The following is a 26,811-nucleotide window of genomic DNA, read 5'->3' on the forward strand; positions in this document are numbered from 1 at the left end:
GAAAAACCCGACTTGCGTCGGGTTTTTTTTTGCCTGCAACTAACTGATGAAACGCTTCAGTCAGTGTCTATCAATTCATATGTACCGAAGTGTCCTTGCCCGCTTCGCTCTGCACACTTTCGGTGGGTGTGAAGACCATCACTTCCAGTACATGGGAGTGGAACTCCCTTCGGTACAGAATGAATACGACTCCGATACTCAGCACCATGAACATCCACGGACTGACGAACCAACTGAGCATGGCCATGCCGAAGTAATACGAGCGCAGCCCCAGGTTGAACTGGTTGGCCGCCAGCGAAAGCACCCTCGCCGCGCGTGAAGCGAAGGCTTTGCGCTCCAGCTCGCTGACCTGCCGCTCACCGATCATCGGCGCCGAACCCACCAACACCGCAGCGAAATTGTATTGGCGCATGCACCAACTGAAGGTGAAGAAGGCATAGACGAACACCAGCGCCAGGCACAGCAGCTTGATCTCCGACATCCCCTGCGAGGCCTGCTGCACCAGCGGCAGGTCGGCCAGCAGCGACAGCGCGCGATCGGAGGCGCCGAGCACGGTGAGGATACCTGCCAGGATGATCAGGGTGCTCGAGGCAAAAAACGAGGCATTGCGCTCCAGGTTGCCGATCACGCTGGCGTCGGCGATGCGGTTGTCGCGCAGCAACATACGGCGCATCCAATCTTCCCGGTAGAGATGCAGGACGCTGGCCAGGCACGCAGTGTCGCGCCCCTTCCAGGTGGCGTAGCGGGTGTAGCCGCCCCAGCATAGCGCGAACCAGGCGATGGCCAGCAGGTTGTGGAGATTGCTTTGGATGAAGGTCATGCAGGGTTTCCGAGGCCGGTGCATAGAGAGATTAGAGTCCGAATTCGACGCTGGCCATCGCCGAAAGGCACACTTGGGCTCTGAAAACCTCATTGCCAACAAAAAGCCCCGTATCCTTTCGGATACGGGGCTTCGGGTTCAAACACCCAGCAAGTGCCAATGGGCTTGTGGCCAGCACCTGCTGCAGGCTTCAACCCATCAGGCCAGCGCCTCGCGTGGCTTGCCGAGCAGACGGTCACAGACCACCGCCGCGGCCAGAGCGATCACCGAAGGTACCAGCCAGGCCAGGCCCTGCTCGCTCAGCGGCAAGTGCGCCACCGCGTCCGGCAGGATGTGCGCCAGGCTGCTGCCCTTGATCGCATCGACCATGCCGAACAGCAGCGAAACCAGCATGACCGGCGCAAGAATGCGTACAGGCGAGTTCCACAGGTCCTTCACGAAGCTCAGGCCCACGACCACGATGCATGGCGGGTAGATGGCGGTCAGCACCGGGATCGAGAACATGATCAGCTTGGTCAGGCCCAGGTTCGAGATCAGCAGCGAGAAGCCTGCCAGGATCACCACCAGGGCGCGGTACGACAGCGGCAGGATCTGGCTGAAGTACTCGGCACAGGCACAGGTCAGGCCCACGGCAGTGACCAGGCAGGCCAGCGCGATCAGCACGGCCAGGAAACCACTGCCCAGCGAGCCGAAGGTGTGCTGCACGTAGGCATGCAGAACCGCAGCACCGTTGCTCGCATTCGCAGCGATCTCATGGCTGCCGGCGCCGAGGCGGAACAGGCTGATGTACACCAGGGCCAGGCCTACACCGGCGATCAGGCCGGCGATGATGGCATAGCGAGTGATCAGCTTGGGCGATTCCACACCGCGCGAGCGAATGGCGTTGACGATGACGATGCCGAACACCAGGGCACCGAGGGTATCCATGGTCAGGTAGCCATTGATGAAGCCTTGGGAGAACGGAGCTGCGACGTAAGCCGGCTGCGCGTCACCAATCGAGCCCGCTGGCAGCGCGAAGGCAGCAATGCCGAGCACCGCCAGGGCGATGATCTTCAACGGTGCCAGGAAGCGACCGACGGTATCGAGCAGCTTGCCCGGATACATCGACACGGCCAGCACCACAGCGAAGTACACCAGGCTGTAGATGAACAGCGCCAGCGGGCTTTCACCGGTCAGTGGCGCCACACCCACCTCGAACGAAACGGTCGCGGTGCGCGGGGTAGCGAACAGCGGGCCGACCGAGAGGTAGCAGACCGCCGCCAACAGGCCGCCGAAGAACTTGCCGATCGGGCTGCTCAGGGCGTCCATGCCGCCACCGACCTTCGCCAGGGCAACCACGGTAATGACTGGCAGACCCACGGCGGTGACCAGGAAGCCCAGCGCCGCCATCCACACGTGCGGACCGGACTGCAGGCCAACGATAGGCGGGAAGATGATATTGCCCGCACCGACGAAAAGCGCGAACGTCATAAAGCCAAGCGCCAGGATATCCTGGCCTTTTAACACTTTCATTTAAGGAAGTACCACACTGCTGAAATCGGGATTCGAGAAGGGATTTCCACATGGATGAGGGAAATGCTGCCCGGCTTGATGAGCCAGACCCGTTTAGCGTGTCGTTCCCTTTTGGGGTACGGGCACAGAGTGAACGCGTAGGTTACAGAATTTGCCGGGCAAACGCACTGCAATGGTGCTGGTTGTCCGATGTGCGTATGTGTTTGTCGTCTGCGTGACCGAGGGTGGCTGGATTATCCTCGGATTGAAACCATCGTCTGCTGGAAAAATCCTATGGGCCCGATCGAATAATCTGAGTTGTCATTTCCGGGCCCATCGCGAGACGACCCAGAACGACAAAGGCCACCCGAAGGTGGCCTCTGTGCGCGTGGGGGGTATAGCGTGTTACTTACTTCTTGGCTTCCCAGCCAGTCAGCTCGGCCAAGGCCTTGCCGATGTCAGCCAGGGAACGCACGGTCTTCACGCCAGCGTCCTGCAGTGCAGCGAATTTCTCGTCTGCAGTGCCTTTGCCGCCGGAGATGATGGCGCCAGCGTGGCCCATACGCTTGCCCGCAGGTGCGGTAACGCCAGCGATGTAGGAAACGACAGGCTTGGTGACGTTGGCCTTGATGTAGGCAGCAGCTTCTTCTTCAGCCGAACCGCCGATCTCACCGATCATGACGATCGCTTCGGTCTTCGGGTCTTCCTGGAACAGCTTCAGGATGTCGATGAAGTTGGAGCCTGGGATCGGGTCACCGCCGATGCCGACGCAGGTCGACTGGCCGAAGCCGGCGTCGGTGGTCTGCTTGACCGCTTCGTAGGTCAGGGTGCCGGAACGGGAAACGATACCGACCTTGCCTGGCAAGTGAATGTGACCTGGCATGATGCCGATCTTGCACTCGCCCGGAGTGATGACGCCTGGGCAGTTAGGGCCGATCAGGGTGACACCCAGCTCGTCGCACTTGACCTTGGCGTCCAGCATGTCGAGGGTAGGAATACCTTCGGTGATGCAGACGATCAGCTTGATGCCGCCAAAGGCCGCTTCCAGGATCGAGTCTTTGCAGAACGGAGCCGGAACGTAGATGACCGAAGCGTCAGCGCCGGTTGCTTCCACAGCTTCCTTGACGGTGTTGAACACCGGCAGGCCCAGGTGGGTGGTGCCACCCTTGCCTGGGGTGACGCCGCCGACCATCTTGGTGCCGTAGGCGATGGCTTGTTCGGAGTGGAAAGTGCCCTGCGAGCCGGTGAAGCCCTGGCAGATGACTTTGGTGTCTTTATTGATCAGGACGCTCATTACTTGCCCTCCGCAGCTTTGACAACTTGTTGAGCAGCGTCGGTCAGGCTGGTTGCCGCAATGATGTTCAAACCGCTTTCTGCCAGTACTTTAGCGCCCAGTTCGGCGTTGTTGCCTTCGAGGCGGACAACGACCGGTACTTTCACGCCGACTTCTTTCACTGCACCGATGATGCCTTCGGCAATCATGTCGCAACGAACGATACCACCGAAGATGTTGACCAGAACGGCCGCGACATTGCTGTCGGACAGGATGATCTTGAACGCTTCGGTAACGCGTTCCTTGGTAGCGCCGCCGCCAACGTCGAGGAAGTTGGCTGGCTTGCCGCCGTGCAGGTTGACGATGTCCATGGTACCCATGGCCAGACCGGCACCGTTGACCATGCAGCCGATGTTGCCTTCCAGCGCTACGTAGTTCAGTTCGAACTTGGCAGCGTGGGCTTCACGGGCGTCGTCCTGGGACGGGTCGTGGAAGGTCTTCAGCTTAGGCTGACGGTACATGGCGTTGGCATCGATGTTGATCTTGGCATCGAGGCAGTGCAGGTCGCCGTCGGCCTTGATCACCAGCGGGTTCACTTCCAGTAGGGCCAGGTCTTGATCCTTGAACAGCTTGGCCAGACCTACGAAGATCTTGGCGAACTGTTGTACTTGCTTGCCTTCCAGGCCCAGCTGGAATGCCAGCTCGCGACCCTGGAACGGCTGAGCGCCGACCAGCGGGTCGATGGTAGCCTTGAGGATCTTCTCAGGAGTTTCGTGAGCGACTTTCTCGATGTCCACGCCACCTTCGGTGGAAGCCATGAACACGATACGACGGCTCGAACGATCCACTACAGCGCCCAGATACAGCTCTTTGGCGATGTCAGTGCAGGATTCGACCAGGATCTTGGAGACTGGCTGACCGTTGGCGTCAGTCTGGTAGGTAACCAGATTCTTGCCCAACCACTGCGCAGCGAACGCCTTGGCGTCTTCCTTGCTGCGAACCAGCTTGACGCCGCCCGCTTTACCGCGACCACCAGCGTGGACCTGGGCTTTGACAACCCACTCGGAACCGCCGATCTTGTCGCAGGCTTCTGCGGCTTGCTCAGGGGTATCTACAGCGAAACCCTTGGAAACTGGCAGGCCGTACTCAGCGAACAGCTGTTTACCCTGATACTCGTGAAGATTCATGCTTTTTACCGTCTTCGTTAGGTACTGCGCTTCGGCGCTGCGCTGTTTCCAGAGCCGCGCCACCTGTGACCGTTAACCCCGGATTTTTCCGGTGGCCCGGTCCGGCGGACATTCCGCGGTGGATCTTGCACGCAAGACCCACGACGGGCAGCCCGCCGTGGTTTTTATAATTAACGCTTCTTACGGTTGGCCACGTGAATGGCACCGCCATTCACAGCCAGCGCTGCTTCATGCAACGCTTCGGACAGGGTCGGATGGCTGAAGACCATCATGCCCAGGTCCTCGGCACTGGTGCCGAATTCCATTGCGATCGCGCCTTGCTGAACCAGCTCGGCAGCCGATGGGCCGATCACGTGAACACCCAGGACGCGGTCGGTCTTGGCATCGGCGATGACCTTGACGAAGCCACCGGTGTCGTTGGCAGCCATCGCACGGCCGCTGGCCGCGAACGGGAAGGTGCCCACGTTAACCTCAACGCCTTCGGCTTTCAATGCTTGTTCGGTCTTGCCGACCCACGCGATTTCCGGATGGGTGTAGATAACCGAAGGGATCAGGTCGTAGTTCATCTGAGCCTTGTGGCCCTTGATGCGCTCGACGACCATGATGCCCTCTTCCGAGGCCTTGTGTGCCAGCATCATGCCGCGAACCACGTCGCCGATGGCGTAGACGCCCGGCACGCTGGTGGCGCAGTAGTCGTCGACGAAGATGTAGCCACGCTCGTCGATGTTCACACCGCTGTCGGCAGCCAGCAGATCAGTGGTCACAGGACGACGGCCGACCGCAACGATCAGCTTGTCGAAGACGATCTTCTGCTCGCCTTCGGCGTTGGTGTAGGTGACTTCGACTTCGTCGCCGTTGACTTTGGAGCCAGTGACGCGCGCGCCCAGCTTGATGTCCAGGCCTTGCTTGGTCAGGGTCTTCTGAGCTTCTTTCGAGACGGCGGTGTCGGCAGCCATCAGGAAGGTGTCCAGCGCTTCCAGCACGGTCACTTCAGCACCCAGGCGAGCCCAGACCGAGCCCAGCTCCAGGCCGATGACGCCAGCGCCGATCACGCCCAGGCGCTTGGGTACCGATTGGAATTCCAGGGCGCCGGTGGAGTCGACGATGACGTTCTGGTCGACCGGAGCCGGCGGAATGTCGATCGGACGCGAGCCGGAGGCCAGGATCACGTTCTCGGCTTCGATGACTTCGGTGGTACCGTCAGCCTTGGTGACTTCGACTTTCTTGCCAGCCAGCAGCTTGCCGTGGCCCTGGATCGAAGTAACGCCGTTGGCCTTGAACAGGGTGGCAACGCCACCGGTCAGGTTCTTGACGATGCCAGCCTTGCGGCCAACCATCGCGGCGACGTCCATCTTCACTTCGCCAGTGGAGATGCCGTGGACGTTGAAGCTTTCTTTTGCTTCCTTGTATTTCCAGGAGCTGTCCAGCAGCGCCTTGGAAGGAATGCAACCTACGTTCAGGCAGGTGCCGCCCAGGGCCAGCTTGCCCTCGGCGTCGGTGTACTTCTCGATACAGGCAGTCTTCAGACCAAGTTGGGCAGCCTTGATGGCAGCAACATAGCCGCCAGGACCCGCACCAATCACCACTACGTCGAATTTCTGGGTCATAAAAGATTCCTTATCAGCTTCAAGCTACAAGCCGCACGCGGCAAGGCGACCTGCTCCGGTCGGGAGCCTGTCGCCTGCAGCGTGCAGCTGCGTGATTAGATGTCCAGCAGCAGACGGGACGGATCTTCCAGCAGGTTCTTGATGGTCACCAGGAAGGTTACCGCTTCCTTGCCGTCGATCAGGCGGTGGTCATAGGACAGCGCCAGGTACATCATCGGGCGAATGACCACTTGGCCATTGATCGCCATCGGACGCTGGATGATGTTGTGCATACCCAGGATCGCGGCCTGCGGCGGGTTGACGATCGGGGTCGACATCATCGAGCCGAAGGTACCACCGTTGGTGATGGTGAAGGTACCGCCGGTCATCTCTTCGATCGACAGCTTGCCGTCACGGGCCTTCTTGCCGAAGGTGGCGATGCCGTTCTCGATCTCGGCCAGCGACATCGACTCGGCATTGCGCAGCACCGGTACCACCAGGCCACGGTCGCTGGAGACGGCAACGCCGACGTCCGCGTAGCCATGGTAGACGATGTCGTTGCCATCGATCGAAGCGTTGACTGCCGGGAAGCGCTTCAGCGCCTCGGTGGCAGCCTTGACGAAGAACGACATGAAGCCCAGGCGTACGCCGTTGTGGGTCTTCTCGAACAGGTCCTTGTACTTCGAACGCAGGGCCATGACTTCGGTCATGTCGACTTCGTTGAAGGTGGTCAGCATGGCCATGCTCGACTGGGCTTCGACCAGACGCTCGGCGATCTTGGCGCGCAGGCGGGTCATCGGCACGCGCTTCTCGGTGCGATCGCCAGCAGCGACGACAACCGGAGCAGCGGCAGCAGCAGCCGGCTTGGCAGCAGGTGCGGCAGGGGCCGACTTCTTGTTGGCGACTGCAGCCACTACATCTTCCTTGGTGATGCGACCGCCTTTACCGGTACCGGAAACGGTCGCCAGGTCGATGCCGTTCTCTTCGGCCAGCTTGCGCGCGGCAGGGGCGGCAACCGGGTCGTCTTCGCCAGCGTCGGCGCCAGCAGCGGCCGGAGCGGCAGCAGGAGCGGCGGCGGCAGCAGGAGCTGCAGCAGCAGTGCCACCTTCAACGATCGAACCCAGGACTTCGTCGGACAGGACGGTGTCGCCCTCGCCCTTGACGATGTCGCCCAGCACGCCATCGGCGGTGGCCAGGACTTCCAGGACGACCTTGTCGGTCTCGATGTCGACGATCAGCTCGTCACGCTTGACGGCTTCGCCCGGCTTCTTGTGCCAGGTGGCAACGGTGCCATCGGCAACCGATTCCGGGAAGGTTGGGGCTTTGATCTCGATAGCCATTATCAGTGTTTCCTTAAATTCGGTTTCAGGTGCGCGAAGGCATTAGACAGTGAACGCGTCTTGCAGCAGCTTTTCCTGCTGTTCGGCGTGCTTCGATGCGTAACCACAGGCTGGCGCGGCAGAAGCGTCGCGACCGGCGTACTCCAGGACCAGCGCCTTGTTGTGGCGGCCCAGGATACGGCGCATGTGATGCTGGCTGCTGTACCAGGCACCCTGGTTCATCGGCTCTTCCTGACACCACACTGCATGCTTGAGGTTGGTGTAAGGCGCCAGGATCTCGACCAGGTCGTCCTCAGGGAACGGATACAGCTGCTCGATACGCACGATGGCGATGTCTTCGCGGCCTTCGGCACGGCGTTTTTCCAGCAGGTCGTAGTAGACCTTGCCGCTGCACAGCACCAGGCGCTCGACCTTGGCCGGATCGATGGCATCGATTTCCGGGATCACGGTCTGGAACGAACCTTCTGCCAGATCTTCCAGCGTCGAGATGGCCAGCTTGTGGCGCAGCAGCGACTTTGGCGTCAGCACGATCAGCGGCTTGCGCAGCGGACGGATGACCTGACGACGCAGCAGGTGGTAGATCTGCGCCGGCGTGGTCGGTACGCACACCTGAATGTTGTGCTCGGCGCACAGCTGCAGGTAGCGCTCCAGACGCGCCGAGGAGTGCTCGGGACCCTGCCCTTCGTAGCCGTGTGGCAGCAGCATGGTCAGGCCGCACAGACGACCCCACTTGTGCTCGCCGCTGGTGATGAACTGGTCGATCACCACCTGCGCACCGTTGGCGAAGTCACCGAACTGAGCTTCCCAGATCACCAGCGCGTTCGGCGTGGTGGTGGAGTAGCCGTATTCGAAGGCCAGTACAGCTTCTTCCGAGAGGTAGGAGTCGTACAGTTCGAACTTCGGCTGGCCCGGGAACAGATTCTTCAGCGGAACGTAGGTGCTGGCGTCCTTCTGGTTGTGCAGCACCGCGTGACGGTGCGAGAAGGTGCCACGGCCGATGTCCTGGCCGGTCATGCGGATCGGGTGACCTTCGAACTGCAGAGTGGCGTAGGCCATGGTTTCTGCGTAACCCCAGTTGATCGGCAAGCCACCGGCCTGCATCTTCTGGCGATCTTCGTAGATCTTGGCGACCTGGCGCTGGACGACGAAACCTTCCGGCAGCTCGAGCAGCTTGGCCGACAGCTCCTGAAGGGTCTTGAGGTCGAAGCGCGTGTCGTGACGCGCGGTCCAGGCATGGCCCAGGTACGGACGCCAGTCGACGAACAGCTCGCGGTTAGGCTCCTTGACCAGGCTCTTGACCACGTGCAGGCCATTGTCCAGCGCGTTGCGGTACTCGTCGATCTTGGCCTGAGCGCGCTCGGCGTCGATACGACCGGCTTGAATCAGCGCGTCGGCGTACAACTCACGGGTGGTGCGCTGCTTGGTGATCTGCTGGTACATCAGCGGCTGGGTGCCGTTCGGCTCATCGGCCTCGTTGTGGCCGCGACGACGGTAGCAGACCAGGTCGATCACCACGTCACGCTTGAACTGCATGCGGTAGTCGATGGCCAGTTGCGTCACGAACAGCACAGCTTCCGGATCGTCGCCGTTCACGTGCAGGATCGGCGCCTGGATCATCTTGGCCACGTCGGTGGCGTACTCGGTGGAGCGCGCGTCCAGCGGGTTGCTGATGGTGAAACCGACCTGGTTGTTGATCACGATGTGCACGGTACCGCCGGTCTTGAAACCGCGGGTCTGCGACATCTGGAAGGTTTCCATGACCACGCCCTGGCCTGCGAAGGCCGCGTCGCCGTGGATCGAGATCGGCAGGACCTTGTCGCCGACAGTGTCGTTGCGGCGGTCCTGGCGGGCACGAACCGAACCCTCTACCACTGGCGAGACGATTTCCAGGTGGGACGGGTTGAACGCCATTGCCAGGTGGACTTCACCACCAGGGGTCATGACGTTGCTGGAGAAGCCCTGGTGATACTTCACGTCACCGGAGCCCAGCTCGTTCATCTTCTTGCCTTCGAACTCGTCGAACAGCTCGCGCGGGTTCTTGCCGAAGGTGTTGACGAGCACGTTCAGACGGCCACGGTGGGCCATGCCGATCACGACTTCCTTGGTGCCGTAGGAGCCGGAACGCTGGATCATTTCGTCCAGCATCGGAATCAGGCTTTCGCCGCCTTCCAGACCGAAGCGCTTGGTACCCGGGTACTTGGTGCCCAGGTATTTCTCCAGGCCTTCACCCGCGGTAACGCGCTCGAGCAGGTGAGTCTGCACGTCAACGGAGAAATCAGGACGGCCACGAACGCTTTCGAGGCGCTGCTGGAACCAGCTGCGTTGCTCGGAATCGACGATGTGGGTGAACTCGGCGCCAATGGTGCGACAATATGTCTTCTGCAGCGCCTCGAAGATTTCGCGTAGGCTCGCTTCCTCTTTGCCGATGAACAGGTCGCCGGCACGGAAGGTCGTATCAAGGTCGGCATTGGTCAAGCCGTAGTGATTGATCGACAGGTCTACAGGCGCAGGGCGCTGCCACAACCCCAACGGGTCGAGCTTGGCAGCCTGATGGCCGCGCATACGATAGGCCTGGATCAGTCGCAGCACTTCAACCTGCTTCTTCTCGTGTTCACTGCTCACGCTCCCGGCGGAAACCGGTTGGGCGCGGCGCTGGTTCTTTGCCAGCAGTACGAAATGGTCGCGGATCGTAGAGTGCGATACGTCGGTAGCGGTGCTGCCGTCGGCGGGCAACTTCTGGAAGTAGGTGCGCCACTCTTCTGGCACAGCGTTAGGGTCGTGCAGGTAGAGCTCGTAGAGCTCTTCCACATATGCAGCGTTACCACCTGAAAGGTGGGCGCTTTCCCACATGCGCTGCATCACGCTTTCTTGCATGCTTGGTCACCCTCGGTTAGGGGACGGATCGGCAAGAACCACGCAAACCTGGAAAAGTCCGAACACAGCGACTAACCACGCCACCTGGATCCTGCAGATTTTCCGGGTACCAGCCCGGAAGCCCCTGCTGGTCTCATATCTTCATAGGTAATGAGCGCGGGCTTTTTGGGCCCTTGCTCGGGTTTTACCTCGGCGCGGGCTCACCACCCGCGCTTCGGCTTACTGCTGGTGCAACATTTTTGAATCAGGTGCCGCTCTGCAGCAGCATGTTACGTACGTGGCCGATCGCCTTGGTCGGGTTCAGACCCTTCGGGCAGACGTTCACGCAGTTCATGATCCCGCGGCAGCGGAACACACTGAACGGGTCATCCAGCGACGCCAGACGCTCTTGCGTCTTGGTGTCACGGCTGTCGGCCAGGAAACGATAGGCCTGCAGCAACGCGGCGGGGCCCAGGAACTTGTCCGGGTTCCACCAGAACGATGGGCAGGAGGTCGAGCAGCAAGCGCACAGAATGCACTCGTACAGACCGTCCAGCTTGTCGCGATCTTCCGGCGACTGCAGACGCTCGATGGCCGGAGCCGGAGTGTCGTTCTGCAGGAATGGCTTCACCTTCTCGTACTGCTTGTAGAAGATGCTCATATCGACGACCAGGTCACGAATGACCGGCAAACCTGGCAGCGGACGCAGGACCAGCTTGTTGCCCTTGACCACACCCGAAAGCGGGGTGATGCAGGCCAGGCCGTTCTTGCCGTTCATGTTCATGCCATCGGAACCGCAAACGCCTTCACGGCAGGAGCGACGGTACGAGAAGCCCTCGTCCTTCTCCTTGATCAGCGCCAGTACGTCCAGCACCATCAGGTCCTTGCCACCGGTATCGACGTCGAACGACTCCATCTTGGGCGCCGAGTCGGTGTCCGGGTTGTAACGATAAACTTCGACTTTCAACATAGCGGCCACCCTTAGTAAGTCCGGACTTTTGGTTCGAAGGCAGGAACTGTCTTCGGCGCAAAGTTGACGCCACGCTTGGCGACGCGCTTTTCACCCGGGTAGTACAGGGTGTGGCACAGCCAGTTCTCGTCGTCACGGTCTTCGAAGTCTTCACGGGCGTGAGCGCCGCGGGACTCTTTACGGGCTTCGGCTGCGATGGCGGTCGCTTCGGCAACTTCCAGCAGGTTCTGCAGCTCCAGCGCTTCGATACGCGCGGTGTTGAAGGCCTGGGACTTGTCGTTGATCTTGACGTTGGCAATGCGGTCACGCAGGCCGGCCAACTGCTCGATACCCTTCTGCATGTATTCGCCAGTACGGAATACACCGAAGTAGTTCTGCATGCAGCTCTGCAGCTCGCGCTTGAGGCTTGCGACATCTTCGCCAGTGGTGCGCTCGTTGAGCTTGTTCAGGCGGTTCAGGGCAACGTCGACATCGGTGTCGCTCGCGTCGCGGTACTCGACGCCGTCGCTCAATGCCTTTTCCAGGTGCAGGCCGGCAGCGCGACCGAATACCACCAGGTCGAGCAGCGAGTTACCGCCCAGGCGGTTGGCACCGTGAACCGATACGCACGCCACTTCACCCACAGCGAACAGGCCTGGGATGATCTGATCCTTGCCTTCGGCGTCCATGGTGATGGCCTGGCCATGAATGTTGGTGGCAACGCCGCCCATCATGTAGTGGCAGGTCGGCACGACCGGAACCGGCGCGACCACCGGGTCGACGTGGGCGAAGGTCTTGGACAGCTCGCAGATGCCTGGCAGGCGGCTGTGCAGCACTTCCTCGCCCAGGTGGTCCAGCTTCAGCAGTACGTGGTCCTTGTTCGGGCCCACGCCGTTGCCGGCGATGATTTCCTTGACCATGGAACGGGCGACCACGTCGCGGCCAGCCAGGTCCTTCGCGTTCGGCGCGTAACGCTCCATGAAGCGCTCGCCGTGGGCGTTGATCAGGTAGCCACCCTCACCGCGGCAACCTTCGGTGACCAGTACACCGGCGCCGGCGATACCGGTCGGGTGGAACTGCCACATCTCGATGTCCTGCACCGGCACGCCTGCACGCAGGGCCATGCCGATACCGTCGCCGGTGTTGATCAGGGCGTTGGTGGTGGAGGCGTAGATACGGCCCGCACCGCCGGTGGCCAGAACGGTGGCCTTGGACTTGATGTACATGGTTTCGCCGGTTTCGATGCAGATCGCGATCACACCGACGAAAGCGCCGTCCTGGTTCTTGACCAGGTCAACGGCGTAGTACTCGTTGAGGAAGGTGGTGCCCGCCTTCAGGTTGCCCTGATAGAGGGTGTGCAGCAGGGCGTGACCGGTACGGTCGGACGCGGCGCAAGTACGCGCAGCCTGGCCGCCCTTGCCGAAGTCCTTGGACTGGCCACCGAACGGACGCTGGTAGATACGGCCGGTTTCGGTACGCGAGAACGGCAGGCCCATGTGGTCCAGCTCGAAAACCGCAGCCGGGCCTTCCTGACACATGTACTCGATAGCGTCCTGGTCACCGATGTAGTCGGAACCCTTGACGGTATCGTACATGTGCCAGCGCCAGTCGTCGTTCGGGTCGGCCGACGCGATGGCGCAGGTGATGCCGCCCTGGGCGGATACAGTGTGCGAACGGGTCGGGAACACCTTGGTGACTACTGCGGTCTTGTGGCCGCCTTGAGCCAGCTGCAGTGCTGCGCGCATGCCCGCACCGCCGCCACCGATGATGATGGCGTCGAAGGAAATGGTTGGAATGTTAGCCATGAATCAGATACCCCAGAGAATCTGCACACCCCAGACGAAGTAAGCGAACATCGCAACGCCGCATACCGCCTGGAACAGGAAACGAATCGCAGTCGCCGACTTGCCGAACGACATAGGCGTCAGGTAGTCGGTGGCAATGGTCCACATGCCGACCCAGGCGTGAGCGCCCAGGGCAACGAGTGCCAGCAGACTGAAGATCCGCATCGCGTTGTTGGAGAACAGAGCGTGCCACTGGGCATAGTCGATGCCCGGGTGGATCGCGAGGTAGCCGATCAGGAAGATGAAGTAAGCCGCGAGAACGACCGCCGAGACGCGCTGCGCCATCCAGTCATAGAGGCCCGAACGCGACAGGTTCGTGACATTAGTTACCATACCCAAACTCCCGCCAGAACGATCAGCACCACGGAGATGACGATCACGATTTTCGAGCCCAGCTTGCCGCCTTCCAGCGTCTCACCGACACCCATGTCCATGATCAGGTGGCGAACACCTGCGACGAGGTGATACAGCAGGCCGGACAGCAGGCCCCAGGTCACCAGTTTGGCCAGCGGACTGGTCAGACACGCCTTCACCTCGGCAAAGCCTTCCTCGGAACCCAGCGACTTGCCCAATGCGTACAGCATGATGGCAAGGCCGAGGAACAGGATGACGCCGGAAATACGGTGAAGAATGGACGTGTACGCGGTGATCGGGAGTTTGATGGTCCTTAGGTCTAGGTTTACAGGTCGTTGGCTTTTCACGGCTTTTTTCACACTGAAGAGCCCCTAGCGAACAGGGCAAAGTTGTTGGTAAGTGTACTGGTCAGGTACCCACCACCGAAGAGAACACGACACCCAGCAGGGCGGGCTGGAAAGCCCCTGGGAGTCGGCTGCCGAGTATAGACAGTTAGGCTGCTTATGACAACGTAAGGGGCTAGCCCGAATAGCGCATTGCCTTTAGCGAACAAAAGGCGTAAACGGGCGGCAATTTCGTGAAAATCATGGGCTTGGAGGGTGTTTCAACCAGCCTTTAGGCAAATTGACATTCGAATTTATCCCTCTATAGTGGTGCGGGCCCTGCGTGGGGGGTCTGTCTGATGATTTCAAGCATTAATAGGAGGCCACATGGCTGACAAAAAAGCGCAGTTGGTCATCGAGGGCGCAGCCCCCGTAGAGCTGCCCATTTTAACCGGCACCGTTGGTCCCGATGTTATCGACGTCCGCGGGTTGGGGGCATCCGGTCACTTCACCTTCGACCCCGGTTTCATGGCGACCGCCTCGTGCGAGTCGAAGATCACCTACATCGACGGCGACAAGGGCGTGCTGCTGCACCGCGGCTACCCGATCGAACAGCTCGCCGAGCAATCGGACTACCTGGAAACCTGCTACCTGCTGCTCAACGGCGAACTGCCGAACGCAGAGCAGAAGGCCCAGTTCGTCAGCACCGTGAAGAACCACACCATGGTCCACGAGCAGCTGAAATCCTTCTTCAACGGTTTCCGCCGCGACGCCCACCCGATGGCCGTCATGTGCGGCGTGGTCGGCGCCCTCTCGGCGTTCTATCACGACTCGCTGGACATCAATAATCCGCAGCACCGCGAAATCTCCGCCGTGCGCCTGGTCGCGAAGATGCCGACGCTTGCAGCGATGGTGTACAAGTACTCCATGGGCCAACCCATGATGTACCCGCGCAACGACCTGTCGTATGCAGAGAACTTCCTGCACATGATGTTCAACACCCCGTGCGAGATCAAACCGATCAGCCCGGTGCTGGCCAAGGCGATGGACCGGATCTTCATCCTCCACGCCGACCACGAGCAGAATGCTTCCACCTCCACCGTGCGCCTGGCCGGGTCTTCGGGTGCCAACCCGTTCGCCTGTATCGCCGCCGGTATCGCCGCACTGTGGGGCCCTGCCCACGGCGGTGCGAACGAAGCGGTCCTGACCATGCTCGATGAAATCGGCGATGTCTCGAACATCGACAAGTTCATCGCCAAGGCCAAGGACAAGAACGATCCGTTCAAACTGATGGGCTTCGGTCACCGCGTCTACAAGAACCGCGACCCGCGCGCCACCGTGATGAAGCAGACCTGCGACGAAGTCCTGCGCGAGCTGGGCATCAAGGACGATCCGCAGCTGGAACTGGCGATGCGCCTGGAAGAGATCGCCCTGACCGATCCGTACTTCATCGAGCGCTCGCTGTACCCGAACGTCGACTTCTACTCGGGGATCATCCTCAAGGCGATCGGCATTCCAACCAGCATGTTCACCGTGATCTTCGCCCTGGCACGTACCGTGGGCTGGATCTCGCACTGGAAGGAAATGCTCTCCGGCCCGTACAAGATTGGTCGTCCGCGCCAGCTGTACACCGGCGAGCCGCAGCGCGACATCACCGCACTGAAAGACCGCAAGTAAGCCGCCCAGGCTGAACGCAAAAAGGCTGCCCTCGGGCAGCCTTTTTCATTGGGCCATTCGACGAGAGAACCTCAGTTCTTCTCGGCCCGCTCACGCAAGCCTTTCAGCGTATTGAACGGCGCATCCACCACGAACTTGTTGGCCAACCACGAAGGCACGCTACCACCCGGCTCGGTGTGCACCTGATAAGTCACCTCGGTGCTGTCGCCCTTGGGCACCAGCTTCCAGAAGCCCTCGACCTGCGCCACGCGCACGAAGCCCTTCTCCTCCGGCAGGTACTTCGGATCGCCCTCGAGCTTGCGGGTCAGGCTGCCATCGGCTTCCTGCACCGTGGTCACGTGCAGGATCGAATCGCGCGGCGTCACCGGCCAGGGCGTATTGAATTGGGTGTAGGTCCAGCTCTGGTCGCCCTCATGCTTGAGCAGCTTCTGCGACTTGCACTCATGCACCCAGGCGCAGGCGCCGGCTACATCCTCCTGCAGCGCCTTGACCTTGGCCAGCGGCGCCTTGATGACGGTCACCCCACGGTAGGCCTTGTACTTGGAACCCGACACCTCGCTGAGGGACACCTTGATGCCCTCCTCGTCCTTGGCCACCTGCCAGCTCTCGGCCCAGGCCGTCGGCGCCAGCAATACACCCATGCCACACAGCAGTACAACGCGCTTGATCGATCTCATCATCTTGTTCCTTTTGTCGAAGATCCAAACGTCACGCCGCCGTCATCTGCTCCAGCCAGCCAATGATCCTGATCGCATCGTCGCGATCACTGCCGCAGACATCCACCTCGGCCTTGAACCCGCCACAGACCTTTGGCCGTTCGGGCTTGCCGAACAAGGCGCAGAGATAGTCCACGGACAGGTGCAGGCAACGCTCGCCCGCCGGCTTGCCCTGGGGCATACCGGGGATCGGCGAACTGATGGAAGGGGCAATGCAGCAGGCACCGCAGCCCTCGCGGCATTTCATGACAACTGGACTCCCTGGAACTGAACGGGACGGACATCCCTGGATACTAACCGCTCAAACATATGTTTGAAATTACCGAACCGATGAAATCCGCGGTGACTCGGCAGTCAGTTGCGAAATTCGAAATCGATGGCGGCACCCTCGACATCACGGCGACTGTCGTTGCGCAACTGCAACTGCATTTCGTTGCTGATCAGCCGGCCGTTGAGCTGGAACGGGCTGTCATCGGACGCGGGCTTTTCGGGGAACATCGATGGCAGCAAGGGTTTGCGCGTCGACGAGGCATTGCCGACATCCGGCTTGAGGTTCTTCACCATCTCGGTCGGCAGGCTCAGATCGAGCTTGGGATTGGGCAGTGGCTTGCTCGCCGCCTTGCTGACCGGCGTGCTCTTTGGCTTTGGCTTAGGCTTGCTTGCGGGTTTACTGGCCGTCTTCACCGGAGTCTTGACCGCCGGTTTGGCGGTCTTGCCCTGAGAGACTTCGCTCTTGGTTTGCACCTGCGCAGCCTGCACCGACGCCCCCGGCAACCAGGGCAGCGCAAGACACAGGATCAGGGCAATAGGGCGAAACGCATTCATGGGCATCAAGAGCATGGCATCAAAATGCCTATGCTCCCTGTTCCCCGCCCTTATGACAAGCTACAAAATCGAGACAGCGGACTCTCGACACAATTGTTGGGCCAGCAGCCCCAAGGTCATCACCGCCCGCTCTGCCTCCTTGCTCCAGGGAATCCCGCAATTGAGGCGGATGCAGTGGTTGAATTGCTCGGTGTTGCTGAAGATCAGACCAGGCGCGATGCTGATGCCCTGCTCCAGCGCCCGCACATGCAACTCCTGGGTATTGACTCGCCCCGGCAGGCTGACCCAGAGAATGAACCCACCCGTAGGCCGAGTCATCTGCGTGCCGTCCGGGAAGTGCTGCTGCACCGCCAGCTGATAGGCACTGAGATTTTTGCGGTACTCCTGGCGAATGAAGCGCAGGTGGCGGTCGTAGCCGCCATTCTCGAGATAGGCCGCCACACCCATCTGGGTGACACTGCAGGCCGAATGCGTGGTGAAGGTCTGCAAGCGCTGGATCTCGTCCTGGTAGCGCCCAGGAATCATCCAGCCGACTCGAACCCCTGGCGACAGCGTCTTGGAGAAGCTCGAACAGTAAATCACTCGATCCAGCCGGTCGAACGCCTTCAGCGCCTTGGTTCGCCCCTGCTCGAACATCAGTTCGCCATAGATATCGTCCTCGACGATCTGGATATCGAAGTCTGACGCCAGGCGCAGCAACTGTTTCTGCCGCTCTTCCGGAATGGTCCCGCCCAGAGGGTTGCTCAGGCGCGCCGTCAGCACCAGGGCCTTGATCGACCACTGGTTGGCAGCCAATTGCAGCGCTTCGAGGCTGATGCCGGTGGACGGGTCGCTGGGAATCTCGATCACCTTCAGGCCCAGCAAGTCCGCCAACTGCAGCAGCCCATAGTAGGTCGGCGACTCGGCGGCGATCAGGTCGCCAGGACGCGTCAACACGCGCAGCGCCATTTGCAAGGCATCGACACAGCCATGGGTGACAATCACCTCGCGCGGGTCGACCAGCACGCCAGCGTCACGCATGCGAATGGCGATCTGCCGGCGCAGCGGCTCGAACCCCGGGCTGAACATGTAGCTGAAGGCACGCGGGCTGTGGAACCGCGTCACCTTGGCGATCTGCTGGTGCAGGGCCCGAACCGGCAGGTAGTCCACATGGGGAACAGCAGCGCCAAACGGGAACACGCCATCGCGGCGCGCTTCAGTGAGCACTTGCTGGATGATACTGGCCCGGGTGACCAACCCAGGGCGCTCGACCCGGGCGATATCCGGCGTCTGCGCGGTCAGGGCGGGCGTCTGGTGGACATAGTAGCCAGACTGCGGGCGGGCACGGATCAGCCCCTGATCCTCGAGGTTGGCGTAGGCCTGCAGCACCGTGGCATGACTGACATTGAGCTGGGCGCTCATCTTGCGCACGGAAGGCACGCGCTCGCCTGGCTGGTAGACACCGCGACGGATGTCATCGGCCAGTTGCTGGGCAATGCGCTGGTACAACAGCAGGTTGGTCATGGTGATTCTCGAAGCGCGGACGGGTTCGTTGTTCTTGTACGACTCACAGTCGAGACAGAATACCGTAACAGTTGCAAAGTGTACTGGGACAGTTCCGAGAATAGTCGACATTACACTTGCTTGACAGCGGCGAACAGACGAACCGTCAGCGCGGGTGCCAGGCCGCACCCGAACAGCACTCAGCGCGGCGGCGCGAGCTTGCCCTTCTCATCGGAGAACACGATCTCCACACGGCGGTTCTGCGCCCTGCCCCGCTCCGAGGCGTTGACCTCGACCGGGTACTGATCGCCATACCCCTCGACCTCGATGCGCTTTTCATCGATGCCCAGGTCGACCAGCATGTCCGCCACGGACTGCGCACGGTCACGGGACAGCTTCAGGTTGTCTTCGGACGCCCCGGTGCTGTCGGTGTAGCCCTCGATCCGCACCACGCGGCGCGGGTTGAGCTGCAGGAACTGCACCAGCTTGAGCACCGTGCGACTGGCGGAGTTCTTGAGCTCAGCCTCGCCGGTGTCAAACAGCACGTCCCCCAGCGTCATTACAAGGCCGCGATCGGCCTGCTCCGATGCCAGGGCGGCGATCTGCGATTCGACCCACTTGCCCTGCTGCTGCACGCTGGCCAGCTTCGCTTCACGCAGCGCCAGTTGCAGACGCTGGCGCTCCAGATCGAGCTTGGCCAGGCGCTCCTGGTTCAGTGCCAGATTGGCGTGCTCGCGGGCGATCTCGCTGTAGCGCTGGCTGAGGTAGGCATAGTGACGCACATCGGTGCCGCTGCCGACATAGCTGGCCAGGCGCTCTGCACGCGCCAGCGACTCACCGGCACGGATCACATCGCGCGGTGCACTGCGCAGCACGTCGGAGTTGTCCTTGACCTTCTGGAACGCAGCCGTGGCATCGTCCAACGCCGACTCGCTGCGCTGGCTCGCGCAACCCTGCAGACCGACGGCCAACGCCAACACGACCAGGGCAGCGCCGGGCTTGAATGTACGGCTCATGGCTGCACCTCCAGCTGCTTGCGCAGGCGCTTGATACGCGACTCGGTCACCTTCAACTGTTCTTCGCTTTTCTGGGTCAACACCTGAGCCTCGGCCAGGCGTGCATCCAGCTCGGCCTGCTCGGCGCGCATGCGCGCATCACGAAAGTCTTCGCTGACCATGTTGGTCTTGGCTCGGGCGAACTTGTCTTCGGCCAGCTTGAACGCCTCGACCTGCTCAGTCGCGCCGACAGCCTTGGCCTGCTCCAGCGCCTGCTCGGACAGGCGCATCTGCTCATGAGGAGCCGGATCGTTGGCACAACCGGCCAGGGCTGCAACAGCCAGGACCAGGATCAGTGGTTGGATTCTCACGCATTCTTCCTACTGTTTGGGGGCGTCCCCGGTCATCTGCATCTGCGCTTTCCAGCGCTCCACATTCCGCTGCAGCACCGCCTCGGAGGCGCCAGAGATCGGCAATTCTGTCAGCTTTTTCGCCAGTTGCCCACGCAGCCAGGCATCGTTACAGGCCGAATTGTGCGACACCGCCAGGTACAGCCCCGGACGATCCACCGGCAGGCCGCGTGCGACGAGGTCGTTACTCATGCCCAGGCTCTGGGTCATGGCCATCCCCGAATAGCGCCCCGCCAATACGTAGTCGACCTGCCCGAGCACCAGCTTCTGGAAGGCCTGGGTGAGATTCTGCGCAGGCACCAGCTTGAGTTGGGACTTGGCGAACGCCTCGAACGCCGGGGTCAGCCGGGCCTTCTCCGAAAGGCTGCCCTGATAGCGGGCCAGATCCGCCGGACCGTCGAAATCCAATGCCGAATCATGGCGAGTCCAGACCAGGTATTCGTTGAGCTGCAAGGGGGGATGGATGTAGTCCAGCGCGGTCAACTGACCGACTTGCATCGGCGTGTCCAGCAACAGGTCCATGCGCCCGCTGCGCACCTCCTCCAGCGCCTGCTCGCGGCGCCCGGCATGCAGCACCTCGACCCTCACCCCCAACTCGCCCGCCACCTGGCGCAACAGGTCGACATTGGCACCGATCAGGTGCCGGGGGTCTTGCGGGTCCTGCCAGGAGTACGGCGGTGCATCCGGGCTGCCAGTGGCCACCAGCTTTTCACACTTGCCGGCGGCCATCGCCTGCGAGGATAACAAGGCCACCATGCAGGTCAGCAACCGACCCGTTCTGCCAAACGCCATTACCTTACTCCTTGCCAGCCATGCAAAAAAAAGCCCGACCCCTGTCACGAGGGTCGGGCTTCTTTATAAGTGAAGCGCTCGGATCAGACCAGCTTTTCCAGCTCCGGCACCGCCTCGAAGAGATCGGCAACCAGGCCGTAGTCGGCCACCTGGAAGATCGGGGCTTCTTCGTCCTTGTTGATCGCGACGATCACCTTGGAGTCCTTCATGCCCGCCAGGTGCTGGATCGCGCCGGAGATACCGACGGCGATGTACAGCTGCGGCGCGACGATCTTGCCGGTCTGGCCGACCTGCATGTCGTTCGGCACGAAGCCTGCGTCGACGGCGGCGCGAGAGGCGCCGACCGCAGCACCGAGCTTGTCGGCCAGCGCGTACAGGTGCTTGAAGTTGTCACCGTTGCCCATGCCACGGCCGCCGGAGACGACGATCTTGGCAGCGGTCAGCTCGGGACGGTCGGACTTGGCCAGCTCTTCGTTGACGAAGGCCGACTTGCCGGCGTCGTGGGCGGCAGCAACGGCTTCCACCGCAGCCGAACCACCTTCGGCGGCCACGGCGTCGAAGCCGGTGGTGCGCACGGTGATGACCTTGACCGCAGCGCTCGATTGCACGGTGGCAATGGCGTTACCGGCATAGATCGGACGCTTGAAGGTATCGGCGGATTCGACCGAGACGATCTCGGAGATCTGGTCGACGTCCAGCAGCGCGGCGACGCGCGGCAGGATGTTCTTGCCGTTGGTGGTGGCCGGAGCCAGCACGTGGCTGTAGCCCTTGGCCAGTTCGACGATCAGTGGCGCGACGTTTTCCGGCAGGGCGTGGGCATAGGCCGCATTGTCAGCGACCAGCACCTTGGCAACGCCAGCGATCTTGGCCGCAGCCTCGGCTACGCCGCCGACGTTCTGGCCTGCGACCAGCACGTGGACGTCGCCACCGATCTTGGCGGCAGCAGCGACAGTGTTCAGGGTGGCCGGGGCTACGGCACCGTTCTCGTGTTCAGCGACAACCAGGATAGTCATTTAGATTACCTTCGCTTCGTTCTTCAGCTTCTCGACCAGTTCGGCCACCGACTTGACCTTGATACCGGCGCTGCGTGCAGCAGGCGCTTCGACTTTGATGGTCTTGGTGGTGGAGGCGGTGGATACGCCCAGCGCATCTGGAGTCACGGTCTCCAGCGGCTTCTTCTTGGCCTTCATGATGTTCGGCAGCGACGCATAGCGCGGCTCGTTCAGACGCAGGTCGGTGGTGACGATCGCCGGCAGGTTCAGCGCGACGGTCTGCAGGCCGCCATCGATCTCACGGGTGACGTTCAGCTTATCGCCAGCCACTTCGACCTTGGAGGCGAAGGTGCCCTGGGCGTAGCCGGTCAGCGCAGCCAGCATCTGGCCGGTCTGGTTGTTGTCACTGTCGATGGCCTGCTTGCCGAGGATGACCAGCTGCGGCTGCTCTTTATCGACGATGGCCTTCAGCGCCTTGGCCACGGCCAGGGAGTTCAGTTCCTCGCTGCTCTCGACCAGGATGGCACGATCGGCACCCAGTGCCAGGGCGGTACGCAGTTGCTCCTGGGCGGCGGTCGGGCCGACGGCAACGGCGACGATCTCGGTCGCAACGCCCTTCTCTTTCAGGCGTACGGCTTCTTCCACGGCGATTTCGCAGAAGGGGTTCATGGACATCTTGACGTTTGCAAGGTCGACGCCGGAGTTGTCCGCCTTGACGCGAACCTTGACGTTGTAGTCGACCACTCGTTTGACAGCTACAAGAACCTTCATGGATTCCTCGTTACTCTCCGGTGAAAAGAATGTCGCCTGGGGCGTGCCCGGCGAATGCGCGTGGGTACAAGGACACCTCTGAAAACGTTCCGGGTCGAGCGAAATTTGCCATGACCGATCAGTCCTGTACGGACTGGCGGGGCAAAACCCGCGGGTCATTTTCTGTCGTGGCGTGTAGACTCCACTACAAAAAGGGTTTCGGCCTGTATTCCCTGCTCTACGCCTGGTTTTTAGAGGTGCACCTGCGCCCGACGGTCAGCCTACGGCGAGCGTAAAACCGCTCGTATCTTGACCGTAACACCCAATCCGGTCAATACGGCAAATTGGCCAGCCTCCAGCCGCCCTCCTGTGATTTTACTGGGCTGCGGCAAATTCAAACAAACGTTTGTATTGGACCCGCCAAGTGGTGTAGATATAATGCGCGGCCAAGACAAAACGGTGTAGTCCGCCACCGGCACGGCTACAGCTGCCCCGACCGTGAGCGGGCATCCGACACCCATAAGACAAGCAACGCGATGAGCCTTGAGTAGGAGAGAACCTGTGGAACGCGAATACATGGAATTCGACGTGGTCATCGTCGGCGCAGGCCCGGCGGGCCTGTCTGCCGCCTGCCGCCTGAAGCAGAAGGCCGCCGAAGCCGGTAACGAGATCAGCGTCTGCGTGGTCGAGAAAGGCTCCGAGGTCGGCGCCCACATCCTCTCCGGCGCGGTCTTCGAACCCCGCGCGCTGAACGAGCTGTTCCCCGATTGGAAAGAACTCGGCGCCCCGCTGAACACCGAGGTCAAGCGCGACGACATCTATGTGCTCAAGGACCAGGGCAGTTCGGTCAAGGTGCCGGACCTGTTCGTGCCCAAGACCATGCACAACCAGGGCAACTACATCATCTCGCTGGGTAACCTGTGCCGCTGGCTGGCCCAGCAGGCCGAGAACCTGGGCGTGGAAATCTACCCGGGCTTCGCCGCTCAGGAAGCGCTGTTCGACGAGAACGGCGTAGTCCGTGGCATCGTCACCGGCGACCTGGGCGTCGACCGCGAAGGTCAGCCCAAGGACGGCCTGTACACCCCCGGCATGGAGCTGCGCGCCAAGTACACCCTGTTCGCCGAAGGTTGCCGCGGCCACATCGGCAAGCAGCTGATCAAGCGCTTCGACCTGGACAGCGAAGCCGACGTGCAGCACTACGGCATCGGCATCAAGGAAATCTGGGAGATCGACCCGAGCAAGCACGAGCAAGGCCTGGTGGTGCACACCGCCGGCTGGCCGCTGGATGTGGTGAGCGCAGAGAACACCGGCGGCTCGTTCCTCTATCACCTGGAGAACAACCAGGTAGTAGTTGGCTTGATCGTCGATCTTTCCTACGCCAACCCCTACCTGTCGCCGTTCGACGAGTTCCAGCGCCTGAAGCACCACCCGGTGATCAGCCAGTACCTGGAAGGCGGCAAGCGGATCAGCTACGGCGCCCGTGCCATCTGCAAGGGCGGCCTGAACTCGCTGCCGAAGATGGTGTTCAACGGCGGCGCGCTGATCGGCTGCGACCTGGGCACCCTGAACTTCGCCAAGATCAAGGGCAGCCACACGGCGATGAAGTCCGGCATGCTGGCCGCCGATGCAGTGGCCGATGCCCTGTTCGCCGGCAGCGAAGGTGGCGACGCCCTCAACAGCTATGTCGAGGCGTTCAAGGCCAGCTGGCTGTATGAAGAGCTGTACGCCAGCCGCAACTTCGGCCCGGCCATGCACAAGTTCGGGCCACTGTTCGGCGCTGCGTTCAACTATGTCGACCAGAACTGGTTCGGCGGCAAGCTGCCGTTCACCCTGCACGACACCAAGCCCGACTACGCCTGCATGAAGCTGGCTGCCGACGCGAAAAAGATCGACTACCCCAAGCCCGACGGCAAGCTCAGCTTCGACAAGCTCAGCTCGGTGTTCCTCTCCAGCACCAACCATGAAGAGGAACAACCCTGCCACCTGAAGCTGACCGATCCGAACGTGCCGATCGCCACCAACCTGCCGCTGTACGACGAGCCGGCCCAGCGTTACTGCCCGGCCGGGGTCTACGAAGTGGTCACCCAGGAAGACGGCAGCAAGCGCTTCCAGATCAACGCGCAGAACTGCGTGCACTGCAAGACCTGCGACATCAAGGATCCGTCGCAAAACATCACCTGGGTCACCCCAGAAGGTGCCGGCGGCCCTAACTACCCCAACATGTAAGGCCCGCGCCGCATGAAAAAAGCCCCCTGGCAGCGATGCCAGGGGGCTTTTTCATCTGCTGCCGATACTCAGGACAGCACCACCGCGTCCTGCTCGAACAACGCCCAACCACCCTTTCCATCGACCTCCAGCCGGTGGCTGTGAAAGCCAGCCAGCGTGCTGCGGTGCCCGACACTCACCAGCAAGGTTTCCGGCATTTCGTTGCGCAGCAGCGAATACAAGGCATGTTCCAAACCTTCATCCATCGCCGAGGTGGACTCATCGAGAAACACCACGTGCGGCTGGTTGAACAATACTCGGGCGAACGCCAGGCGCTGCTGCTCGCCGATCGACAGGATGCGCGTCCAGTCGCGGCTTTCCTCCAGGCGCTCGGCCAGATGCGCCAGGTTCACTTGCCGCAATGCCTGTTGCATCCGTGCATCCTGCTCCTGACCGACCTGGGCCGGGTAGGCGATGGCGGTGCGCAGATCCCCCAACGGCAGGTAAGGCCGCTGCGACAGGAACAGCGCCTGCTCCCCCAAAGGCCTCGCGACCGCCCCTTCTGCATAAGGCCACAATCCCGCCAGGGCCCGAAGCAGCGTGGTCTTGCCGCTGCCCGAAGGCCCCTTGATCAGCAATGCCTGCCCGGCCTGCAGGTTCAGGCTCAGGTCGGCAATCAACCGGTGGCCATCCGGGCGCAGCACCTGCAAACCTGCGATATCCAGGGCCCGCGGCAACTCCCGGGTTGCCACGTGCGGCAGCTCGCTGGCCTGGTGGTTGGCATCGAGAAAACCGGTGAGACGATCGAGGGTCGCGCGGTAGCTGGCAAAGGTGTCGTAGGACTCCCGGAAAAACGATAACGAATCCTGCACCTGCCCGAACGCCTGCGACGTCTGCATCACGTCACCCAGCTTGATCGCTCCGCTGAAGAAACGCGGCGCCTGCAGGATAAACGGGAACACCACCGCCACCTGGCTGACACCCAGGTTGAAACCGTTGAACTTCAGGCTCCGCCAGACCAGCGCCCAGACATTGCCGATCAAGGCGAAGAAGCGCCCGAGCAACGTGCCCCGCTCGACCTGCGCGCCCTGGTAGAAGGCAATGTTCTCGGCGTTCTCGCGCAAGCGCATCAGTGCGTAACGAAAGTTCGCCGTGAGCTTCTCGTTGAGGAAATTCAGGCGAATCAACGGCCGCCCGAGGCGGAAAGCGATCCAGGTGGCGATGAGCACATAGACGTACACCGCAAACACCATCGCCCGTGGCACCTCGACCCCAGCCACTGCCAGTGGCGCCGACAGCCCCCAGAGAATACCGGTGAAGGCAACCAGCGAGACCAACGCACTCACTGCCCCAAGGGCCAGCGACACCGAGCCGGTAACGAAGGCGTTGACGTCCAGTTCGATACGTTGGTCCGGGTTGTCCACCGGCTCTTCGAGGAATTGCCCGCGGTAGTAGGCATCTCCGTGCATCCAGTCGGCGGTCAGGCGCTCGGTCAGCCAGACCCGCCAATGGATGTTGAACGACTGGGTGACGTAATAGTTGAACAGAGAACGCAGCACATGAATGGTTGCCAGTACCGCGAACACCCCGAGCAGGTACCAGAACGCCGTCTGGTCCATGCCCTGCAGGGCGCTATAGAAACCGTTGTACCAGAACGAGAACAGCACGTTCATGCGCACCGAGAACAGCGCCAGGAACAGCAGCAGGGCAAACACCAACAGCGGACGCCAACTGCGCCTGAAGCTGAAGTAATCGCCTGCCAGTTGCCAGAACTGCTGGCCCCAGCGAGTGAAGCGCACCGCCAGGAAAGCGGCGGCGGTGAAGCCGACAAGGGTGATCAATGAAGCGACTGCAAGCCAGCTCAGGCTCTCTTGCAGGGCCTGGTGCCAGTTCATTTCCATGGTGGGGTTTCCGTGGCGAGTATTTACTCGAGCCTAGCACCGGCCG

General features: G+C 61.5%; 23 protein-coding genes. 2 read left to right on the top strand and 21 right to left on the bottom strand.

Going from position 1 to position 26,811, the window contains the following annotated elements:
- Window positions 1-70: 70 nt before the first annotated feature.
- From F6X62_RS24365 to sdhC, 11 genes are all read right to left on the bottom strand, one after another.
- The gene (locus F6X62_RS24365; RefSeq protein WP_065861957.1) at window positions 71-820 is read right to left on the bottom strand and encodes a DUF599 domain-containing protein; all 750 of its coding nucleotides are present in this window, start codon (window positions 818-820) and stop codon (window positions 71-73) included.
- A 198-nt stretch (window positions 821-1,018) separates the two neighbouring features.
- Window positions 1,019-2,332, bottom strand: coding sequence for a branched-chain amino acid transport system II carrier protein (gene brnQ, locus F6X62_RS24370; RefSeq protein WP_054894250.1), 1,314 nt, complete (start codon window positions 2,330-2,332; stop codon window positions 1,019-1,021).
- 388 nt (window positions 2,333-2,720) lie between these two features.
- Window positions 2,721-3,605, bottom strand: coding sequence for a succinate--CoA ligase subunit alpha (gene sucD / locus F6X62_RS24375; protein WP_016393102.1), 885 nt, complete (start codon window positions 3,603-3,605; stop codon window positions 2,721-2,723).
- Complete coding sequence (gene sucC / locus F6X62_RS24380) at window positions 3,605-4,771, bottom strand: ADP-forming succinate--CoA ligase subunit beta (RefSeq protein WP_153774965.1); 1,167 nt, start codon at window positions 4,769-4,771, stop codon at window positions 3,605-3,607. Before sucC ends, sucD begins: the two co-directional genes overlap by 1 nt.
- A 170-nt stretch (window positions 4,772-4,941) precedes the next feature.
- The gene (gene lpdA, locus F6X62_RS24385) at window positions 4,942-6,378 is read right to left on the bottom strand and encodes a dihydrolipoyl dehydrogenase (RefSeq protein WP_054894251.1); all 1,437 of its coding nucleotides are present in this window, start codon (window positions 6,376-6,378) and stop codon (window positions 4,942-4,944) included.
- A 95-nt stretch (window positions 6,379-6,473) separates the two neighbouring features.
- Window positions 6,474-7,697 carry a 2-oxoglutarate dehydrogenase complex dihydrolipoyllysine-residue succinyltransferase gene (odhB, locus tag F6X62_RS24390; RefSeq protein ID WP_054894252.1) on the bottom strand — a complete coding sequence of 408 codons (1,224 nt, stop codon included), beginning with the start codon at window positions 7,695-7,697 and terminating at the stop codon, window positions 6,474-6,476.
- Between the two features lie 42 nt (window positions 7,698-7,739).
- Window positions 7,740-10,571: a 2-oxoglutarate dehydrogenase E1 component gene (locus F6X62_RS24395; protein WP_063545586.1), complete on the bottom strand. Its 2,832-nt coding sequence runs from the start codon at window positions 10,569-10,571 to the stop codon at window positions 7,740-7,742.
- A 244-nt stretch (window positions 10,572-10,815) separates the two neighbouring features.
- Window positions 10,816-11,520: a succinate dehydrogenase iron-sulfur subunit gene (locus tag F6X62_RS24400; RefSeq protein WP_012315348.1), complete on the bottom strand. Its 705-nt coding sequence runs from the start codon at window positions 11,518-11,520 to the stop codon at window positions 10,816-10,818.
- Between the two features lie 11 nt (window positions 11,521-11,531).
- Window positions 11,532-13,304, bottom strand: coding sequence for a succinate dehydrogenase flavoprotein subunit (sdhA, locus tag F6X62_RS24405; RefSeq protein WP_054894254.1), 1,773 nt, complete (start codon window positions 13,302-13,304; stop codon window positions 11,532-11,534).
- 3 nt (window positions 13,305-13,307) lie between these two features.
- The gene (sdhD, locus tag F6X62_RS24410; protein WP_054894255.1) at window positions 13,308-13,676 is read right to left on the bottom strand and encodes a succinate dehydrogenase, hydrophobic membrane anchor protein; all 369 of its coding nucleotides are present in this window, start codon (window positions 13,674-13,676) and stop codon (window positions 13,308-13,310) included.
- Window positions 13,670-14,056, bottom strand: coding sequence for a succinate dehydrogenase, cytochrome b556 subunit (gene sdhC / locus F6X62_RS24415; protein WP_023628897.1), 387 nt, complete (start codon window positions 14,054-14,056; stop codon window positions 13,670-13,672). The genes sdhD and sdhC overlap by 7 nt, the downstream gene beginning before the upstream one ends.
- 351 nt (window positions 14,057-14,407) lie before the next feature.
- On the opposite strand from sdhC, the gene gltA reads away from it, so the two are divergent.
- Window positions 14,408-15,697, top strand: coding sequence for a citrate synthase (gene gltA / locus F6X62_RS24420; RefSeq protein ID WP_054894257.1), 1,290 nt, complete (start codon window positions 14,408-14,410; stop codon window positions 15,695-15,697).
- Window positions 15,698-15,768: 71 nt separating this feature from the next.
- Here gltA and F6X62_RS24425 read toward each other — a convergent pair whose 3' ends face one another.
- The 9 genes from F6X62_RS24425 to F6X62_RS24465 form a co-directional block, all read right to left on the bottom strand.
- Window positions 15,769-16,374: an START domain-containing protein gene (locus tag F6X62_RS24425; protein WP_153774980.1), complete on the bottom strand. Its 606-nt coding sequence runs from the start codon at window positions 16,372-16,374 to the stop codon at window positions 15,769-15,771.
- A gap of 31 nt (window positions 16,375-16,405) precedes the next feature.
- Window positions 16,406-16,660, bottom strand: a complete 255-nt coding sequence (locus tag F6X62_RS24430; protein WP_054894259.1) for a YkgJ family cysteine cluster protein — start codon at window positions 16,658-16,660, stop codon at window positions 16,406-16,408.
- A gap of 107 nt (window positions 16,661-16,767) precedes the next feature.
- The gene (locus tag F6X62_RS24435) at window positions 16,768-17,238 is read right to left on the bottom strand and encodes a hypothetical protein (protein ID WP_153774966.1); all 471 of its coding nucleotides are present in this window, start codon (window positions 17,236-17,238) and stop codon (window positions 16,768-16,770) included.
- 60 nt (window positions 17,239-17,298) lie between these two features.
- Window positions 17,299-18,741 (bottom strand): PLP-dependent aminotransferase family protein, encoded by a 1,443-nt coding sequence (locus tag F6X62_RS24440; RefSeq protein ID WP_054894261.1) that lies wholly within the window; start codon window positions 18,739-18,741, stop codon window positions 17,299-17,301.
- Between the two features lie 179 nt (window positions 18,742-18,920).
- Complete coding sequence (locus tag F6X62_RS24445; protein WP_054894262.1) at window positions 18,921-19,736, bottom strand: OmpA family protein; 816 nt, start codon at window positions 19,734-19,736, stop codon at window positions 18,921-18,923.
- Window positions 19,733-20,086 carry a DUF4398 domain-containing protein gene (locus F6X62_RS24450; protein ID WP_054894263.1) on the bottom strand — a complete coding sequence of 118 codons (354 nt, stop codon included), beginning with the start codon at window positions 20,084-20,086 and terminating at the stop codon, window positions 19,733-19,735. The genes F6X62_RS24445 and F6X62_RS24450 overlap by 4 nt, the downstream gene beginning before the upstream one ends.
- Window positions 20,087-20,095: 9 nt before the next feature.
- Window positions 20,096-20,917, bottom strand: a complete 822-nt coding sequence (locus F6X62_RS24455; protein ID WP_054894264.1) for an ABC transporter substrate-binding protein — start codon at window positions 20,915-20,917, stop codon at window positions 20,096-20,098.
- An 83-nt stretch (window positions 20,918-21,000) separates the two neighbouring features.
- A complete protein-coding gene (locus tag F6X62_RS24460; RefSeq protein WP_063545592.1) occupies window positions 21,001-21,930 on the bottom strand; it encodes an electron transfer flavoprotein subunit alpha/FixB family protein in 930 nt (309 codons plus the stop codon).
- Window positions 21,931-22,680 (bottom strand): electron transfer flavoprotein subunit beta/FixA family protein, encoded by a 750-nt coding sequence (locus F6X62_RS24465; RefSeq protein WP_153774967.1) that lies wholly within the window; start codon window positions 22,678-22,680, stop codon window positions 21,931-21,933.
- 540 nt (window positions 22,681-23,220) lie between these two features.
- On the opposite strand from F6X62_RS24465, the gene F6X62_RS24470 reads away from it, so the two are divergent.
- On the top strand, window positions 23,221-24,885 hold the full coding sequence (locus F6X62_RS24470) for an electron transfer flavoprotein-ubiquinone oxidoreductase (protein ID WP_063545594.1): 1,665 nt from the start codon (window positions 23,221-23,223) through the stop codon (window positions 24,883-24,885).
- A 68-nt stretch (window positions 24,886-24,953) separates the two neighbouring features.
- Here the strand turns inward: F6X62_RS24470 and F6X62_RS24475 are convergent, their stop codons facing one another.
- Window positions 24,954-26,765, bottom strand: a complete 1,812-nt coding sequence (locus tag F6X62_RS24475) for an ABC transporter ATP-binding protein/permease (protein WP_153774968.1) — start codon at window positions 26,763-26,765, stop codon at window positions 24,954-24,956.
- Window positions 26,766-26,811: the final 46 nt, after the last annotated feature.

It is taken from the genome of Pseudomonas sp. MNR3A, from assembly GCF_009650575.1.
Lineage (GTDB): Bacteria > Pseudomonadota > Gammaproteobacteria > Pseudomonadales > Pseudomonadaceae > Aquipseudomonas > Aquipseudomonas machongensis.

What these genes read in the sequence shown, in the direction of transcription:
- sucD (WP_016393102.1), bottom strand. Translation starts at nt 3,605, where the DNA reads ATGAGCGTCCTGATCAATAAAGACACCAAAGTCATCTGCCAGGGCTTC.
- F6X62_RS24475 (WP_153774968.1), bottom strand. Translation starts at nt 26,765, where the DNA reads ATGGAAATGAACTGGCACCAGGCCCTGCAAGAGAGCCTGAGCTGGCTT.
- sdhD (WP_054894255.1), bottom strand. Translation starts at nt 13,676, where the DNA reads ATGGTAACTAATGTCACGAACCTGTCGCGTTCGGGCCTCTATGACTGG.
- sdhA (WP_054894254.1), bottom strand. Translation starts at nt 13,304, where the DNA reads ATGGCTAACATTCCAACCATTTCCTTCGACGCCATCATCATCGGTGGC.
- F6X62_RS24455 (WP_054894264.1), bottom strand. Translation starts at nt 20,917, where the DNA reads ATGGCGTTTGGCAGAACGGGTCGGTTGCTGACCTGCATGGTGGCCTTG.
- F6X62_RS24430 (WP_054894259.1), bottom strand. Translation starts at nt 16,660, where the DNA reads ATGAAATGCCGCGAGGGCTGCGGTGCCTGCTGCATTGCCCCTTCCATC.
- F6X62_RS24365 (WP_065861957.1), bottom strand. Translation starts at nt 820, where the DNA reads ATGACCTTCATCCAAAGCAATCTCCACAACCTGCTGGCCATCGCCTGG.
- lpdA (WP_054894251.1), bottom strand. Translation starts at nt 6,378, where the DNA reads ATGACCCAGAAATTCGACGTAGTGGTGATTGGTGCGGGTCCTGGCGGC.
- F6X62_RS24465 (WP_153774967.1), bottom strand. Translation starts at nt 22,680, where the DNA reads ATGAAGGTTCTTGTAGCTGTCAAACGAGTGGTCGACTACAACGTCAAG.
- F6X62_RS24435 (WP_153774966.1), bottom strand. Translation starts at nt 17,238, where the DNA reads ATGAATGCGTTTCGCCCTATTGCCCTGATCCTGTGTCTTGCGCTGCCC.
- F6X62_RS24445 (WP_054894262.1), bottom strand. Translation starts at nt 19,736, where the DNA reads ATGAGCCGTACATTCAAGCCCGGCGCTGCCCTGGTCGTGTTGGCGTTG.
- F6X62_RS24460 (WP_063545592.1), bottom strand. Translation starts at nt 21,930, where the DNA reads ATGACTATCCTGGTTGTCGCTGAACACGAGAACGGTGCCGTAGCCCCG.
- F6X62_RS24395 (WP_063545586.1), bottom strand. Translation starts at nt 10,571, where the DNA reads ATGCAAGAAAGCGTGATGCAGCGCATGTGGGAAAGCGCCCACCTTTCA.
- F6X62_RS24440 (WP_054894261.1), bottom strand. Translation starts at nt 18,741, where the DNA reads ATGACCAACCTGCTGTTGTACCAGCGCATTGCCCAGCAACTGGCCGAT.
- sucC (WP_153774965.1), bottom strand. Translation starts at nt 4,771, where the DNA reads ATGAATCTTCACGAGTATCAGGGTAAACAGCTGTTCGCTGAGTACGGC.
- brnQ (WP_054894250.1), bottom strand. Translation starts at nt 2,332, where the DNA reads ATGAAAGTGTTAAAAGGCCAGGATATCCTGGCGCTTGGCTTTATGACG.
- F6X62_RS24400 (WP_012315348.1), bottom strand. Translation starts at nt 11,520, where the DNA reads ATGTTGAAAGTCGAAGTTTATCGTTACAACCCGGACACCGACTCGGCG.
- F6X62_RS24425 (WP_153774980.1), bottom strand. Translation starts at nt 16,374, where the DNA reads ATGAGATCGATCAAGCGCGTTGTACTGCTGTGTGGCATGGGTGTATTG.
- odhB (WP_054894252.1), bottom strand. Translation starts at nt 7,697, where the DNA reads ATGGCTATCGAGATCAAAGCCCCAACCTTCCCGGAATCGGTTGCCGAT.
- gltA (WP_054894257.1), top strand. Translation starts at nt 14,408, where the DNA reads ATGGCTGACAAAAAAGCGCAGTTGGTCATCGAGGGCGCAGCCCCCGTA.